The organism is Saccharothrix sp. NRRL B-16314 (assembly GCF_000716595.1).
Lineage (GTDB): Bacteria > Actinomycetota > Actinomycetes > Mycobacteriales > Pseudonocardiaceae > Actinosynnema.
In genome coordinates this window covers 705,999-722,481 of sequence record NZ_JNXC01000001.1, presented here as the reverse complement: position 1 = coordinate 722,481, position 16,483 = coordinate 705,999, and the positions used below count along the sequence as shown (strand labels likewise).

The 16,483-nt window shown below is 69.8% G+C and carries 14 protein-coding genes; all 14 read right to left on the bottom strand.

Annotation, left to right across the window (positions count from 1 at the left end):
- Window positions 1-85: 85 nt before the first annotated feature.
- From OQ02_RS03575 to OQ02_RS03510, 14 genes are read right to left on the bottom strand one after another with little or no spacing between them, the layout of a single operon-like run.
- On the bottom strand, window positions 86-1,087 hold the full coding sequence (locus tag OQ02_RS03575; RefSeq protein WP_033436660.1) for a polyprenyl synthetase family protein: 1,002 nt from the start codon (window positions 1,085-1,087) through the stop codon (window positions 86-88).
- A gap of 21 nt (window positions 1,088-1,108) precedes the next feature.
- A complete protein-coding gene (gene nuoN / locus OQ02_RS03570) occupies window positions 1,109-2,680 on the bottom strand; it encodes an NADH-quinone oxidoreductase subunit NuoN (RefSeq protein WP_033436659.1) in 1,572 nt (523 codons plus the stop codon).
- Between the two features lies 1 nt (window position 2,681).
- Window positions 2,682-4,244, bottom strand: a complete 1,563-nt coding sequence (locus OQ02_RS03565) for an NADH-quinone oxidoreductase subunit M (RefSeq protein WP_033436658.1) — start codon at window positions 4,242-4,244, stop codon at window positions 2,682-2,684.
- Window positions 4,241-6,175, bottom strand: a complete 1,935-nt coding sequence (nuoL, locus tag OQ02_RS03560) for an NADH-quinone oxidoreductase subunit L (protein WP_442973568.1) — start codon at window positions 6,173-6,175, stop codon at window positions 4,241-4,243. Before nuoL ends, OQ02_RS03565 begins: the two co-directional genes overlap by 4 nt.
- Window positions 6,176-6,185: 10 nt before the next feature.
- Window positions 6,186-6,485 (bottom strand): NADH-quinone oxidoreductase subunit NuoK, encoded by a 300-nt coding sequence (gene nuoK / locus OQ02_RS03555; RefSeq protein ID WP_033436657.1) that lies wholly within the window; start codon window positions 6,483-6,485, stop codon window positions 6,186-6,188.
- Entirely contained in the window at window positions 6,482-7,324 is an 843-nt protein-coding gene (locus OQ02_RS03550; protein WP_033436656.1) for an NADH-quinone oxidoreductase subunit J, read from the bottom strand. Before OQ02_RS03550 ends, nuoK begins: the two co-directional genes overlap by 4 nt.
- Window positions 7,321-7,875, bottom strand: a complete 555-nt coding sequence (gene nuoI, locus OQ02_RS03545; protein WP_033436655.1) for an NADH-quinone oxidoreductase subunit NuoI — start codon at window positions 7,873-7,875, stop codon at window positions 7,321-7,323. Before nuoI ends, OQ02_RS03550 begins: the two co-directional genes overlap by 4 nt.
- Window positions 7,862-9,187, bottom strand: a complete 1,326-nt coding sequence (nuoH, locus tag OQ02_RS03540; RefSeq protein WP_033436654.1) for an NADH-quinone oxidoreductase subunit NuoH — start codon at window positions 9,185-9,187, stop codon at window positions 7,862-7,864. The genes nuoI and nuoH overlap by 14 nt, the downstream gene beginning before the upstream one ends.
- Complete coding sequence (locus tag OQ02_RS03535; RefSeq protein ID WP_033436653.1) at window positions 9,184-11,670, bottom strand: NADH-quinone oxidoreductase subunit G; 2,487 nt, start codon at window positions 11,668-11,670, stop codon at window positions 9,184-9,186. The genes nuoH and OQ02_RS03535 overlap by 4 nt, the downstream gene beginning before the upstream one ends.
- Window positions 11,667-12,986 carry an NADH-quinone oxidoreductase subunit NuoF gene (gene nuoF / locus OQ02_RS03530; protein ID WP_033436652.1) on the bottom strand — a complete coding sequence of 440 codons (1,320 nt, stop codon included), beginning with the start codon at window positions 12,984-12,986 and terminating at the stop codon, window positions 11,667-11,669. The genes OQ02_RS03535 and nuoF overlap by 4 nt, the downstream gene beginning before the upstream one ends.
- Before the next feature lie 14 nt (window positions 12,987-13,000).
- Entirely contained in the window at window positions 13,001-13,804 is an 804-nt protein-coding gene (nuoE, locus tag OQ02_RS03525) for an NADH-quinone oxidoreductase subunit NuoE (protein WP_051771619.1), read from the bottom strand.
- Complete coding sequence (locus OQ02_RS03520) at window positions 13,801-15,186, bottom strand: NADH-quinone oxidoreductase subunit D (protein WP_033436651.1); 1,386 nt, start codon at window positions 15,184-15,186, stop codon at window positions 13,801-13,803. The genes nuoE and OQ02_RS03520 overlap by 4 nt, the downstream gene beginning before the upstream one ends.
- The gene (locus tag OQ02_RS03515) at window positions 15,183-15,923 is read right to left on the bottom strand and encodes an NADH-quinone oxidoreductase subunit C (protein WP_033436650.1); all 741 of its coding nucleotides are present in this window, start codon (window positions 15,921-15,923) and stop codon (window positions 15,183-15,185) included. The genes OQ02_RS03520 and OQ02_RS03515 overlap by 4 nt, the downstream gene beginning before the upstream one ends.
- Before the next feature lie 7 nt (window positions 15,924-15,930).
- The gene (locus OQ02_RS03510; RefSeq protein ID WP_033436649.1) at window positions 15,931-16,479 is read right to left on the bottom strand and encodes a NuoB/complex I 20 kDa subunit family protein; all 549 of its coding nucleotides are present in this window, start codon (window positions 16,477-16,479) and stop codon (window positions 15,931-15,933) included.
- Between the last annotated feature and the right edge of the window lie 4 nt (window positions 16,480-16,483).

Genomic DNA, 16,483 nt, shown 5'->3' with positions numbered 1-16,483 from the left:
TCCGAGGCGTGTTCTGAGCGTTGAATTCGGGGGTTCCGAACGTAGGACTCACGGGTCGTGAACGTAGGACTCACGGGACTTGCGGTTAGTGGGTGCGGGTCACCACGTAGTCGCTGACGGCGGCGAGGGCGTCGCGGGCGGCGCCCTGCGGGAGGGCCTGGAGGGTGGAACGGGCACGGTCGGCGTACTCGTCCAGGGTCTGGCGGGCGCGCTGGAGGCCCGGTGACGCGCGGAGCAGGTCCAACGCCTCGTAGACCTCGGCGTCGTCGGCGATCGGGCCCGCCAGGAGCTCCGCCAGGCGCGAGTCCGGCGCGTCCTGCAACGCGTACAGCATGGGCAGCGTCTTGACGCCCTCGCGGAGGTCGGTGCCGGGTGTCTTGCCGGACTCCTCCGGCGGCGACGCGATGTCGATGACGTCGTCCGAGATCTGGAACGCCGCCCCGATGACCTCGCCGTACGCGCCCAGCGCCTCGACCTGCTCCTCCGTGGCGTCGGAGAACATCCCGCCGAACCGGGCCGCCGTGGCGATCAGCGATCCCGTCTTCTCCGCGATCGTGGTCAGGTAGTGCGACACCGGGTCCTCACCGGCACGCGGACCCATCGTCTCGCGCATCTGCCCGGTCACGAGCTCCGAGAACGTCTCCGCGATGATCCGCGCCGCCCCCGTGCCGAGATCGGCGACCAACGCCGAGGCGTGCGCGAACAGGTAGTCGCCGGTGAGGATGGCGATGCTGTTGTCCCACTTCGCATTGGCCGACTCCGCACCGCGGCGCATGGTGGCCTCGTCCATGACGTCGTCGTGGTAGAGCGTGGCCAGGTGGGTCAACTCGATGACCGCACCGGCCTTGACGACGCTGTCCCGGTCCCAGGTGCTGCCGAACTGGGCGGCCAGGATGGTGAACAGCGGGCGGATGCGCTTGCCGCCTGCGGTCACCAGGTGCAGTGACGTCTCCATCACCGGGTGGAACTCGCTCTGCACGACGTCGCGCAGCAACTCCTCCACCTCGGCGAGCCCGCCCTGTACCAACTCGGCGAGCGCGGGGTTCTCAATACGGAACCCCGCACCCGCCCGCTCGCTATTTGTCACAGGGGCAGAGCCTACGTACCACTAGAAGATGAACACTCCTGCCCCCGCCCATTCCAGGACGTCGGGCGGGTAGACGCCGAGCACGAGCGTGATCGCCGCACCGAGGGTGATCGCGATCGCCGTGAAGGCACCCGGCACGCTCACGGTCGGGCCGTCGGCAGCGGGCTCGCTGAAGTACATCAGCACGATCACCCGCAGGTAGAAGAACGCCGCCACGGCGCTCGCCACCAGCGCGACCACCACGAGCGGCGTGAGACCGGCCTCGATGGCCGCCGCGAACACCGCGAACTTGCCGACGAACCCGCTGGTCAGCGGCAGGCCCGCCAGGGCGAGCAGCAGGAACGTGAACACGCCCGCCGCCACCGGCGACCGCTTGGCCAGACCCGCCCACTGGGACAGGTGGGTGGCCTCGCCGTCGGCGTTGCGCACCAGGCTGACCACGCCGAACGCGGCGATCGTGGTGAAGCCGTAGGCCAGCAGGTAGAACATCGTGCCGGACAGGCCGGCGTCGTTCAGCGAGATCGCGCCGATCAGCAGGAAGCCCGCGTGCGCCACCGACGAGTACGCGATCATCCGCTTCACGTCGGTCTGGGTGAGGCCGAGCACCGCGCCGATCACCATGGACGCGATGGCCACGGCCCACAGCACGCCGTTCCACTCCCAGCTGGACCGCTCGAACGCGCCGTAGAGCACGCGCAGGATGCCGCCGAACGCGGCGACCTTCACGCACGCCGCCATGAACGCCGTCACCGGCGTGGGCGAGCCCTGGTAGACGTCCGGCGTCCACGAGTGGAACGGGCCGACGGACGCCTTGAACAGCAGGCCCACGATCAGCAGCCCGAAGCCCGCGTACAGCAGCGTGTCGGAGCGGTCCGTCGCCGTGGTCGCGCTCGCGATGTCGGCCAGCTTCACCGAGCCCGCGAAGCCGTACAGCAGGGCGACGCCGTACAGGAAGAACGCCGACGCGAACGCGCCGAGCAGGAAGTACTTGACCGCGGCCTCCTGCGACAGCAGGCGACGACGGCGCGCGAGGCCCGCCATCAGGTACAGCGGCAGCGACATCACTTCCAGCGCGATGAACATGGTGAGCAGGTCGTTCGCCGCGACGAAGACCATCATGCCGCCGAGCGCGAACAGCGTCAGCGGGAACACCTCGGTCTGCATCTCGCGCCGGCGCAGCTGCTCGCGCAGGCCGTTCACGGCGCCCGGCAGGATCGAGGCGTCCGCCACGATCGCGCCGCCCGGCTCGACCGACCGGTCCGCGATGAGCAGCACCGAGCCGAGGCCGAGCATGAGCAGCGTCGCCCACAGGAAGATCACCGGCTGGTCGACCGCGACCGTGCCCGCGAAGGTGATCGTGCCCTGCTTCGGGGTGCCTTCGGCCACCGCGTACTGGAGCAGCACGAGACCGGCGGCGACCAGCGTGGCGAAGGTCAGCACGACCTGCGCCGCCCACCGCGAGGCCTTCGGCAGGAACGCCTCCACCAACACGCTGAGGCAGGCCGCGCCGAGCACGATCAGCAACGGTGCGACGGCCCCGTAGTCGATCTCCGGGGCTTGCAGCCGCTCCACTTGCGAGAGGAACGTCGTCACGTCACTTGCCTTCCTGCGCGACCGGGTCGGCGACCCCGACCTCGCTGAGCGTCGCCCCGACGGACGGGGTGATCACGTCCAACACCGGCTTCGGGTAGAAGCCGAGCACCAGGATCAGTGCCACCAGCGGCGCGAGCACGGCCAGTTCGCGCTTGTTCAGGTCGGCCACCGGCGCCTTCTCCGGGTCGACCGCCGCGCCGGGTCCACCGGCCAGGCCCACCAGCGCGTTGCCGCGCACCGGGCCCTGGAACACGCGCTGGTACAGCCAGAGGACGTACAGCGCGGCCAGCACCATGCCGATGGCGGCCAGGATCGTGTACACCGGCTCGTTCGGGTAGGACCCGATGAGCACCAGGAACTCGCTCACGAACGAGTTGGTGCCCGGCAGCGCCAGCGACGACAGGCCGGCCACGAAGAACAGCCCGCCCAGCACCGGCGTCAGCTTGGCCATGCCGCCGTAGTCCTCGATCAGGCGCGACCCGCCGCGGGCCATCACCATGCCGACGACCAGGAACAGCATGCCGGTCGAGATGCCGTGGTTGACCATGTACAGCACCGCGCCGGTGCCGGCCTGCGAGCTGAACGCGAAGATGCCCAGCGCGATGAAGCCGAAGTGCGCGATCGACGTGTAGGCCACGAACCGCTTCATGTCCGACTGGCCGACGGCGAGCAGCGAGCCGTACAGGATGCCGACGACGGCGAGGATCAGCACCAGCGGCGCGAGTTCCTTGCTGGCCGCCGGGAACAGCGGCAGGCAGTAGCGCAGGAAGCCGAACGTGCCGATCTTGTCCAGGATGCCGACCAGCAGCACGCCCGCGCCGACCGGCGCTTCCGCACCGGCGTCCGGCAGCCACGTGTGCAGCGGCACCAGCGGCGCCTTGATCGCGAACGCGATGAAGAAGCCGAGGAACAGCCAGATCTGGGTGGACAGCGGCGCTTCCCGCGTGACCGTGACCAGCGTGGCCCAGTCGAACGTGCCCTGGCCGATCTTGTCCGCGCTCACCACGTACAGGCCGATCACGGAGGCCAGCATGATCAGGCCGCCGAGCAGCGAGTACAGGAAGAACTTCATCGCCGCGTACTGCCGGTTCGGCCCGCCGAAGCGGCCGATCAGGAAGTACATCGGGACCAGCACGGCCTCGAAGAAGACGTAGAACACGAACACGTCGGTGGCCGCGAAGACACCGACCATGCCGGTCTGCATCGCCAGCAGCAGGGCGAAGAACCCGCCCGCGCTGCGGCCCTCGGGCAGCTTGTCCGCCCACGAGCCGCCGATGACGACCGGCACCAGGAACGCGATCAGCGCGATCATCACCAGCGCGATGCCGTCCACGCCGAACGACAGGTGCACGCCGAAGGCGGGGATCCAGTCGGCCGAGCTGGTGAGCTGCAAGCGCTCGCCGCCCGGGTCGAACGCCGTCCACGCCAGCACCGCCAGCGCCAGCTCCACCAGCGAGAACGCCAGCGCGACCGTCTTGGCCAACCGGTCGTTGCCCCGCAGGAACGCCACCACCAGGCTGCCGACGAGCGGCAGCAGGAGCAGCGCGATCAGCGTCCAGCTCACGAGAACCTCACCATCAGCAGCGCACCCAGGACGAAGACCGCACCCAGGAGCATGGAGAGCGCGTACGAGCGCACGAACCCGGTCTGCATCCTGCGCAGCCGGCCCGAGCTACCGCCCAGCAACGCCGCCGACCCGTTGACCAGGCCGTCGACGCCCTTGTTGTCCACGAACACCAGCGCGCGGGTGAGCCAGGTGCCCGGCCGCGCGAACAGCGCCTCGTTCAGCGCGTTGCCGTACAGGTCGGCACGCGCGGCCCGGACCGGGAACGACACCCGCACCGGGCGCTCCACCGGCTGCGGCTTGCGGCCGAACAGCAGGAACGCGACCAGCACGCCCAGCGCCGACAGGCCGAGCACCAGGAAGTTCACCACGCTGTGCGAGAGCACGCCGTGCTGCTCCTGCAGCTCGCCCAGCGACGGGGCGAGCCAGCCGGACAGGTTGTGGTTCGACTCGAAGAACCAGCCCGCGCCGACCGAGCCGACCGCCAGCAGGATCATCGGCACCGTCATCGACAGGCCCGACTCGTGCGGGTGGTACTCGCGGCCGTCGGCCGACTTCAGCTCGGTGTAGCGGGGCTTGCCCAGGAACACCAGGAACAGCAGGCGGGTCATGTAGAACGCGGTGATGCCCGCGCCCAGCGCCGCCACGCCGCCGAACACCCAGCCGCGCCAGCCCGGCTCGCTGAACGCCGCCGCGATGATGGCGTCCTTGGAGAAGTAGCCGGACAGGAACGGGAAGCCGATCAGCGCGAGGTAGCCGAGCGTCCAGGTGAAGAACGTGATCGGCATCTTCTTCGCCAGGCCGCCCATCCGCCGGATGTCGCCCTCGTCGTTCATGCCGTGCATGACCGAACCGGCGCCGAGGAACAGGCCCGCCTTGAAGAAGCCGTGCGTGAGCAGGTGCATGATGCCCAGCGCGTAGCCGACCGGACCGAGGCCGACGGCCAGGATCATGTAGCCGATCTGGCTGACCGTCGAGTAGGCCAGCACCTTCTTGAAGTCGTCGTACGCGCAGCCGATGATGCAGCCGATCAGCAGCGTCAGCCCACCGATGATCATCACGACCAGCCGGCCGTCCGCGCTGAGGTTGTAGATCGGGTTCGCGCGGGCGATGAGGTAGACGCCGGCGGTGACCATCGTCGCCGCGTGGATCAGGGCGGAGACGGGCGTCGGGCCAGCCATCGCGTCCGGCAGCCACGCCTGGAGCGGGAACTGGCCGGACTTGCCGCACGCGCCGAGCAGCAGCAGCAACGTGATGGCCAGGACCTCGGCCGAGGAGAACTCGCCGACGCGGGCGAACACCTCGGTGTACTGGGTGGTGCCCAGGGTCTTGAACATCATGAAGATGGCGATCGCCAGACCCAGGTCGCCGACCCGGTTCATCAGGAACGCCTTCTTGGCCGCCGACGCCGCTTCCGGCTTGTGCTGGTACCAGCCGATGAGCAGGTACGACGCGAGGCCGACGCCCTCCCAGCCGAAGTACAGCGTCACGAAGCCGTTGCCGAGCACCAGCAGCAGCATCGCGGCGACGAAGAGGTTCAGGTAGCCGAAGAACTTCCGCCGCCCGGCCTCGTGCGCCATGTAGCCGATGGAGTAGATGTGGATCAGCGCGCCGACGCCGGTGATCAGCAGCACGAACGTGAGCGACAGCGGGTCGAGGCGCAGCCCGAACTCCACGTTCAGCGCGTTCACCGGCACCCAGTCGAACAGGTGCAGCTCGGTGGTCCGCTCGTCCGGGCTCTGGCCCAGCGTGGAGAAGAACAGCGCGACCCCGTACGCGAACGCGGCGATCACGGTGGCGCAGCCCAGCAGGTGCCCCCACTTGTCGGTGCGCTTGCCGCCCAAGAGCAGCACGAGCGCGCCGAAGGCCGGCAGGGCCAGCAACAACCAGGCGAGACCGCCGATCCCGCTGGCGGCAACAGTTTCCGTCACCGTCGACCTCTCAGTACTTCAGCAGGTTGGAATCGTCGACCGAGGCCGAGCGACGCGTCTTGAAGATCGCCATGATGATCGTCAGACCCACCACGACTTCGGCCGCGGCGACGACCATCACGAAGAACGCCATCACCTGGCCGTCCAGCTGCCCGTTGATGCGGGCGAACGTGACCAGGCTGAGGTTCACCGCGTTGAGCATCAGCTCGACGCACATGAACACCACGATGGCGTTGCGCCGCACCAGAACGCCCACCGCGCCGAGGCTGAACAGCAGCGCGGACAGCAGCAGGTAGTACGTAGGGGTCACGACGACTCTCCCTTGAGCGCGTGCGCGTCGGGGTCGTGCCCGGTGCCGGACACCTCCGCGACGTCGTCCTCGAGACGTTCCTTGGCGGTCGTCTCGATGAGCTCGGACAGGGACTCGGAGGCGACCGAGCCGTCCGGCAGCAGGGCGGGCGTGGCCACCGAGTTGGCGGTGGCGAACACGCCGGGGCCGGGCAGCGAGCCGGGGCGGTTGCCGCGGAAGCGCTCCTCGACCAGCTGGCGCTGGGTCTTCTTGGCGTCCTGGCCGGTGCGCGAGGTGAACGCGAGCACCATGGCGCCGACCGCCGCGGTGATCAGCAGCGCGGACGTCAGCTCGAACGGGAACAGGTAGTCGGTGAACAGCGCCTCGCCGATGTTGGCGACGTTGCCGCCGTTCTGCGTGTTCTGCGCCGCCAGGCCGACCGGCTGCACGTCGGTCAGCGCGCGGCTGATCGAGGCGACCACGAGGCCGGCGAAGCCGACGCCGATGACCACCGCGGCGAGCCGTTGGCCGCGCAGGACTTCGACCACCGAGTCCGAGCTGTCCCGGCCGACCAGCATCAGCACGAACAGGAACAGCATCATGATCGCGCCGGTGTACACGATGATCTGCACGAAGCCGAGGAACGGCGCCTGCTGGACCATGTAGAGCACGCCGAGGCTGAGCATGGTGAGCACCAGCCACAGCGCGGAGTGCACCGCGTTGCGGGCGAAGAGCATGCCCAGCGCGCCGGCGAGGGCGAGCGGGCCGAGGACCCAGAACGAGACCGCCTCGCCGGTGGTGACCGTGTCCACCACGCGTTCGACGGCGTCGGGCTGCTGCGCGAGGAGGGAGGAGATCATCGACCCGCTCCCGGCGTCTGCGCCGCTTGCGCCTGGTTGCCCTGTGCTGCCAGCTGAGGCCCGTTCACGTAGTAGTCCTGCTCGTTCTCGCCGAGCCGCATCGGGTGCGGCGGCTGCTCCATGCCGGCGAGGAGCGGCGCGAGCAGGTCTTCCTTGGTGAAGATCAGCTTCTGCCGGTCGTCGTCGGCCAGCTCGTACTCGTTGGTCATGGTGAGCGACCGGGTCGGGCACGCCTCGATGCACAGGCCGCAGCCGATGCAGCGCAGGTAGTTGATCTGGTAGTCGGCGCCGAAGCGCTCACCGGGCGAGTAGCGCGCGTCCTCGGTGTTGTCCGCGCCCTCGACGAAGATCGCGTCCGCGGGGCAGGCCCACGCGCACAGCTCGCAGCCGACGCACTTCTCCAGCCCGTCCGGGTGCCGGTTGAGCTGGTGACGGCCGTGGAACCGCGGCGCGGTGACCTTCTTGACCTCGGGGTACTCCTCGGTGACGACCTTCTTGAACATCGTGCCGAAGGTGACGCCGAAGCCCTTGACGGGATCAAACACGCCCATCGCTGGCCTCCTTTTGTGAAGCTGCGGTTACCGCTGCCGGTTCCTTCGTCTGATCGCCCGGTAGCTCGGCGACTGGCACCTGCCGGCGCGGCGGCGACTTGGGGACCTGGAGGTCCAGCGGCGGCACCGGGTAGCCGCCGCCGGTCACCGGCACGGCATTGGGGTCGTGCGGCTCGCGCTTGTCCGGCAGCAGGAACGCGATGAGCAGCACCACCGCGAGGAACCCGCCGATCAGCATCAGCCAGGTGCCGGTCTCCAGACCACCACTGGCCTCCACCTCCTGGCGGAGGTAGCGGGCGAACGCCACCGCGACGAACCAGACCAGCGCGATCGGGACCAGGAACTTCCAGCCCAGCCGCATGAACTGGTCGTAGCGCAGGCGGGGCAGCGTGCCGCGCAGCCAGATGAACACGAACAGGAAGGCGAGCGTCTTGATGACGAACCACAGCAGGCCGAACCAGCCGCTGTTGAGCACGTGGTCGTCGCCGACGAACGGGAACCGCCAGCCGCCGAGGAACAGCGTGGTGGCCAGCGCCGAGACGGTCACCATGTTGACGTACTCGGCGAGGAAGAACAGCGCGAACTTCAGCGAGCTGTACTCGGTGTGGAAACCGCCGACCAGCTCCGACTCGGCCTCGGGGAGGTCGAACGGCGCGCGGTTGGTCTCACCGACCATCGAGATCAGGTAGATGATGAAGCTGACCGGCAGCAGGTAGAAGTACCAGCCGGTGCTCTGCGCGTCGACGATCTCGGCGGTGGACAGCGAGTGCGAGTGCATGACCACCGCGACGATCGACAGTCCCATCGCGATCTCGTAGGAGATCACCTGCGCGGCCGAGCGCAGCGCGCCCAGCAGCGGGTACGGCGAGCCGGAGGCCCAACCGGACAGCACGATGCCGTAGACGCCGAGCGAGGAGCAGGCCAGCACGACCAGCACGCCGACCGGGAGGTCGACCAGCTGGAGCGCGGTGGACTCGCCGAAGATGGAGACCTCGCCGCCGAGCGGGATCACCGAGAAGGCGACGAACGCGGGGATGCAGGAGATCACCGGGGCGAGGAAGTACACCCACTTGTCGGCCAGGACCGGCCGGATGTCCTCCTTGAAGGCGAGCTTCAGGCCGTCGGCGAGCGACTGGAGCCAGCCGTTCGGGCCGACCCGGTTGGGCCCGGGACGCTGCTGCATCCGGGCCACCACCTTGCGCTCCCAGTTGATCATGAACAGCGTCATGACCACCAGGAACGCGAAGATGCCGACGACCTTGACGAGGATCAGCCAGAGCGGATCGTCGACGAGGAGTTCAGCGCTGCTCATGCCTTGCCTCCGGCGGACGTGTTCTTCTCAGCGGAGCCCGTGGCGGCCGGGGACACCGCCACCAGGGAACCGTGGCCGGCGACCAGGTTGCGCCGGACGGTGACCGCGCCCGAGTTGCCGGGCAGCCACACGACGCCGTCGGGCAGGTCGGCCGCCTCGACCGGCAGCACCACCTCGCCCCGGTCGGTGGCGACGGTGATCTCACCGCCGAGTTCGACGCCGAGGTTCCGCGCGGTGGCCTCGGACAGCTTCGCCACCACCGGGCGCGCGGTGCCGGCCAGGTTCGGCTCGAAGTCCTGCAGCGAGCCGTTGTCCAGCAGCCGCCGCCAGGTCGCGAGGACCGCCTGGCCCTGCTTGGGCTGCGGCAGCAGCGGCGCGGGCACGGTCGGTGCGGTGGCGCTCGTGGTCGCGACGCCGAGCCTGGCCAGGTCGGCCGCCGCGGCGGCCGGGGTCTGGGTGAACAGGTCCGCGTCCATCTCGACGGCCAGCGTGTCCAGCACCCGGCCGTCCGGCAGCGCGCCGGTGCCGTCGATCGTGGTGGTGAACGAGCGGGTGCGGCCCTCCCAGTTCAGGTAGCTGCCCGCCTTCTCGACCGCCGGGGCGATCGGGAGCACCACGTCGGCGTGCGCGGTGACCGCGCTGTGCCGTAGCTCCAGGCTGACCACGAAGCCGGTGAAGTCCAGCGCGCGCTCGGCCAGCTCCGGGTCCGGCAGGTCGCCCGGGTCGACACCGCCGACGACCAGCGCGTCCAGCTCACCGCTCGCGGCGGCGGTCAGGATGCCCGTGGTGTCGCGGCCGGCCTTCACGGGCAGCGTGCCGGGCTCGATGCCCCACGCCCGCTCGACCTCGGCGCGGGCGGCCTCGTCACCGACCAGGCGACCGCCCGGCAGCAACGTCGGCAGCAGGCCCGTCTCCAGCGCTCCGCGCTCACCGGCGCGACGCGGGATCCAGGCGACCTTCGCGCCGGTCCGCTCGGCCAGCGCGGCGACCGCGGAGAACAGGCCGGGCACCTCGGCGGCACGTTCGCCGACGAGGATCACCGCACCCGGCTTCGCCAGCTCGTCCACGACGTCCGCGGCGTGCTCGGGCAGCGCGTTCAACGCGGCGGGCTCGCCACCGGGCACGCACGCCAGCAGCACGCCGTTCGTCTTCTCCACCGCGGGCGAGGTGAACTGGCCCAGGTGGAAGACCTTGATCCGGTTCTTGCGGGCCGCCTTGCGCAGCCGCAGGAACACGATCGGCGATTCCTCTTCCGGCTCGAACGCGACCAGCAGCGCGGCGGGCGCGGCCTCGATGCCCGCGTACGTCACACCGCCGTTGTCCGGGTTCGTGCCGAGCACCGAGCCGGTCAGGAACTCCAGCTCCTCGGCCGAGTGGGCGCGGGCGCGGAAGTCGACGTCGTTGGTGCGCAGCGCGATCCGGGCGAACTTCGAGTACGCGTACGCGTCCTCCACGGTGAGCCGGCCACCGGCCAGCACGCCGACGCCCTTGCCGTCACGCGCCTTCGCCAGGCCCTCGGCGGCGTACTGCAGCGCTTCCGTCCAGGACGACTCGCGCAGCTCGCCGGACTCCGCGTCGCGCACCATGGGGCGGCGGATGCGGTCCTCGCCGGTGGCGTAGGTGAACGCGAAGCGGCCCTTGTCGCAGGTCCACTCCTCGTTGACCTCGGGCGCGTCGCCCGCGAGCCGCCGCTGCACCTTGCCGCGCCGCCAGTCGGTGCGGGTGGAGCAGCCCGACGAGCAGTGCTCGCACACGCCCGGCGTGGACATCAGGTCGAACGGCCGGGCCCGGAACCGGTACGCGGCGCTGGTCAGCGCGCCAACCGGGCAGATCTGGATGGTGTTGCCGGAGAAGTACGACTGGAACGGCTTGTCCTGCGCGACACCGATCTGCTGCTGCGAACCGCGCTCCAGCAGCTCGATGAACGGGTCACCGGCGATCTGCGCGGAGAACCGCGTGCAGCGCTGGCACAGCACGCACCGCTCGCGGTCCAGCAGGACCTGCGTCGAGATCGGGATCGGCTTCGGGAACGTCCGCTTGTGCTCGTGGAACCGGGAGTCCGACCGGCCGTGCGCCAGCGCCTGGTTCTGCAACGGGCACTCGCCGCCCTTGTCGCAGATCGGGCAGTCCAGCGGGTGGTTGATGAGCAGCAGCTCCATCACGCCCTGCTGCGCCTTGTCCGCCACCGGCGAGGTCAGCTGGGTCTTGACCACCATGCCGTCGGCGACCGTCATGGTGCAGGAGGCCTGCGGCTTCGGCATCGGCCGGCCGCCCATCTCCACCTCGACCAGGCACTGCCGGCAGGCGCCCGCGGGCTCCAGCAGCGGGTGGTCGCAGAACCGCGGGATGACCGTGCCCAGCCGCTCCGCGGTGCGGATCAGCAGCTCGCCCTTCGGCGCGACGACCTCCACACCGTCGATCACGAGCTTGACGTGGCCCTCGGGGACCACGACTTCGGTGCTCTTTTCCGGCGCCATCGTCATGCGCTTGCTCCAGCCAAGACCTGAGAGTTCTTGTCGCACAAAGCCAGGAACTCGTGCTTGAAGTACTTGATGCCGCTGGTGATGGGTGCCGTCGCGCCGTCGCCGAGCGCGCAGAACGAGCGGCCCATGATGTTGTCGCAGACGTCCAGCAGCGTGTCGATGTCGCTGGCCGTGCCCTCGCCGCGCACCATCCGCTGGAGGATCTGCACGAGCCAGTAGGTGCCTTCACGGCACGGCGTGCACTTGCCGCACGACTCGTGCTTGTAGAACTCGGTCCACTTCATGACCGCCCACGGCACGGACACCGTCTCGTTGAAGATCTGCAACGCGGTGGTGCCGAGCAGCGAGCCCGCCTCGGCCGCGCCCTCGAAGTCCAGCGGGACGTCCAGGTGCTCGGCGGTGAACAGCGGGGTGGACGAGCCGCCCGGCGTCCAGAACTTCAGCGGGATGCCGTCCTTCATGCCGCCCGCGAGGTCCAGCAGCTCGCGCAGCGTGATGCCCATCGGCGCCTCGTACTGGCCGGGGCGCTCGACGTGGCCGGAGAGGGAGAAGATCTTCGGGCCGGGCGACCGCTCGCGGCCCATGCTGCGGAACCAGTCCGCGCCGCCGTTGACGATGTACGGCACGCTGGCGATCGTCTCGACGTTGTTCACCACGGTCGGCGACGCGTACAGGCCCGACGTCGCCGGGAACGGCGGCTTGAGCCGGGGCTGGCCGCGCTTGCCCTCCAGCGAGTCCAGCAGCGCCGTCTCCTCGCCGCAGATGTACGCGCCCGCGCCGGAGTGCACCACCACGTCGAGGTCGAAGCCCGAGCCGAGGATGTCCTTGCCCAGGTAGCCCGCCTCGTACGCCTCGCGCACCGCCGCGTGCAGCCGGCGGATCACGTGCAGCACCTCGCCGCGCACGTAGATCGCGGCGAAGTTCGCCCGGATCGCGTACGAGGTGATGATGACGCCCTCGATCAGCGAGTGCGGGTCCGCCATCATCAGCGGGATGTCCTTGCAGGTGCCCGGCTCGCCCTCGTCGGCGTTGATGACGAGGTAGTGCGGCTTGCCGTCACCCTGCGGGATGAAGCCCCACTTCATGCCGGTGGGGAAGCCCGCGCCGCCGCGACCGCGCAGCCCGGAGTCCTTGCACTGCTGGATCAGCTGGTCCGGGTGGGCGGTGAGCGCCTTGCGCAGCGCCGTGTACCCCTCCAGCTGCTCGTAGGTCCTCAGCGTCCACGAGCGCGGTGACAGCCAGCGCTTCGTGAGGACGGGGGTGAGGGGTGCCGACGTGCTCTTGCCGGCGGAGGCACCATTGGTTACAGCGGCCATGTCAGCTCCCCTACCTACTTCTTCTCCGGCAACGGCGGGAACTCCGCGTGCTCCGGCATGGCCGGAGCGGTCCACCCGCGGTCCGCGGCGATCTTGGCTCCGCGCACGGTCTCCGGCGCGGCCGACGGGCCGTCCAGGTCCGCGTCGCGGCCCTCGAAGAACCCGGCGAGCTGGAGTTCGGCCTGGCGGAAGTCCGTCAGCGGCGCGCCGCGGGTCGGGTGGGGCTTCTCGCCCGCCTGCAACGACTTCACCAGGTCCAGGGCGCCTTCCGGCGTCTGGTTGTCGTAGAACTCGTAGTTGACCTGGAGCACCGGGCCGAGGTCGCACGCGGCGAGGCACTCGGCGTGCTCCAGCGTGATCGAGCCCGGCGAACCCGGCTCGCCCGCGGTCTCCTCGTGGCCGACGTCCAGGTGCTCCTTGAGCTTCGAGAAGATCGCGTCACCGCCGAGCGCCGCGCACAGCGTGTTCGTGCAGACGCTCACCAGGTGCTCGCCGCACGGGCGGCGCTTGTACATGGTGTAGAACGTCGCGACCGCGCTGACCTCGGCCTTGGCCAGGTCGAGCTGGTCGGCGCAGAACGTGATGCCGGCCTGGCTGACGTACCCCTCGACCGACTGCACCAGGTGCAGCATCGGCAGCAGCGCGGACCGCGACTGCGGGTAGCGCGCGATGATCGCCTGCGCCCGGTCCACGGTCGACTGGTCGAACACGCCGGTGTCGGACCCCTGGGCGCCGGCGGCCGGCTCCTCGGTCACCAGCCGCTGCGTCTCGACGGGGTCCAGCGCGGAGGCCGCGTAGACCTCTTCGGAAGTGCTCATCGGTCACAACCACCCATCACCGGGTCGATAGAGGCCACCGACGCGATGACGTCGGCGACCATGCCGCCCTCGCACATCGCGGGCATCGACTGGAGGTTCACGAAGCTGGGTTCGCGCACGTGCACGCGCATCGGCCGGGTGCCGCCGTCGGACACGACGTGGTAGCCCAGCTCGCCGCGCGGCGACTCGATCGGCACGTACACCTGACCCGCCGGCACCGCGAAGCCCTCGGTGACCAGCTTGAAGTGGTGGATCAGGGACTCCATGGACTGGCCCATGATCTTGCGGACGTGCTCCAGCGAGTTGCCCATGCCGTCCGAGCCGATGGTCAGCTGCGCGGGCCAGGCGACCTTGGCGTCCTCCACCATGACCGGGCCCGGCGTCAGGTTGTCCACCGCCTGCCGGACGATCTTCAGCGACTGGTGCATCTCTTCCAGGCGCAGCAGGTAGCGGGCGAACGCGTCGGCGGCGTTCGACGTGGGCACGTCGAACTCGTAGTTCTCGTAACCGCAGTACGGCTCGACCTTGCGCATGTCCCACGGCAGACCGGCGGACCGCAGGACCGGACCGGTGATGCCCAGCGCGAGGCACGCGTCCACCGGCAGGAAGCCGATGCCCGCGAGCCGGTTGCGCCAGATCGGCTGGCCGGTCAGCAGCTTGTCGTACTGCGGCAGCCGGGAGTCCATCACCTTGATGAAGTCCTTGATCTTCTGCTCGGCGCCCTCCGGCAGGTCCTGCGCCAGGCCGCCGGGCCGGATGAACGCGTGGTTCATCCGCAGGCCGGTCAGGAACTCCAGCAGGTGCAGGACCTCTTCGCGCTCGCGGAAGCCCGCGGTCATGCCGGTCAGCGCGCCGAGCTCCATGCCGCCGGTCGCCAGCGCCACGAGGTGCGAGCTGATCCGGTTCAGCTCCATGAGGATGACCCGGATCACCTGCGCCCGCTGCGGGACGGTGATGCCGAGCAGCTTCTCGACGGCCATGCAGTACGCGGCCTCGTTGTGCAGCGGGGCCAGGTAGTCCATGCGCGTCACGAAGGTGACGCCCTGCGTCCAGTTGCGGTACTCGACGTTCTTCTCGATACCGGTGTGCAGGTAGCCGATGACGCTGCGGGCCTGGGTGACCGACTCGCCCTCCAGCTCCAGCACCAGGCGCAGCACGCCGTGCGTGGAGGGGTGCTGCGGGCCCAGGTTCATGACGATGCGCTCGTCACCCGCGGCCTCGGCCAGCACCTCGTCCCAGTCGCCGCCGGTCACCGTGTAGACGGTGCCCTCGGTGGTCTGGCGCGAGCTCGCGTCGTACGGGTCGCTCTGCCGGCCGTCGGTGTCCGACCCGTGTGAACTGGTGTCGGTGCCCGTGGTCACGTCGGAAAGCCGTTCGGTCATGAGTAGGACCGCCTCTGGTCTGGCGGGGGGATCTCCGCGCCCTTGTACTCCACCGGGATGCCGCCGAGCGGGTAGTCCTTGCGCTGCGGGTGGCCGTCCCAGTCGTCCGGCATGAGGATCCGGGTCAGCCCCGGGTGGCCGTCGTAGACGATGCCGAACATGTCCCAGGCCTCGCGCTCCTGCCAGTCAGCGGTCGGGTAGACCGCGACCACGCTGGGGATGTGCGCGTCGTCCACGTCGACCGCGACCTCCAGCCGGATGCGCCGGCGGTAGGTCATCGACGTCAGGTGGTAGACCGAGTGCAGCCGCTGCGGCGCGTCGACGCCGTAGTCCACGCCGGACACCGAGCTGCACAGCTCGAACCGCAGCGCCGGGTCGTCGCGCAGCACGCGGGCCACCTCGACCAGGTTCTCGCGGCGCAGGAAGAACGTGATCTCGCCGCGGTCCACGGTGATCTGCTGGACCGTGTCGGCGGGCAGGCCCTTCTCCCGGATCGCGGCCAGCAGCTCGTCGGCGACCTCGTCGAACCAGCCGCCGTAGGGCCGCTCGGACGGCGCGGCCACGTGGGCGGGCAGCCGCAGGCCGCCGAAGCCCGACGTGTCGCCGGTGCCGGAGATGCCGAACATCCCCCTGCGGGCCTTGCCCGCGACGATCGGCGCCTGCTCGGCGGCGCCGTTCGGCTCCAGGCCTTCGACGGCGCGCTCGGCGCTGGAACCAATGTCCCCTGGCTCGGTCATCGGATGCTCACTTCTTCGCAAAGCGCTCGGAGGACGGGATCAGGTCCGTGGTGTGGCCCGACGCGGCCAGCACCGAGGCCCGGTTCGGCCCGAGCGGTTCGTCCATGATCTTCGCGTGGATCTTGAGGATCGCGTCGATCAGCATCTCCGGCCGCGGCGGGCAGCCGGGCAGGTACATGTCGACCGGCACGACGTGGTCCACGCCCTGCACGACCGCGTAGTTGTTGAACATGCCGCCGCTGGACGCGCACACGCCCATGGCCAGCACCCAGCGCGGCTCGGGCATCTGGTCGTAGATCTGGCGCAGCACCGGCGCCATCTTGTTGGTCACCCGGCCCGCGACGATCATCAGGTCCGCCTGGCGCGGCGATGCCCGGAAGACCTCCATGCCGAACCGCGCGAGGTCGTAGCGCGGTCCGCCGGTGGTCATCATCTCGATCGCGCAGCAGGCCAGGCCGAAGGTGGCCGGCCAGAGCGAGGACTTGCGGGTCCAGTTGACCAGCTTCTCAACGCTGGCGAGCAGGATGCCGTTCGGGAGCTTCTCTTCGAGACCCACTTCG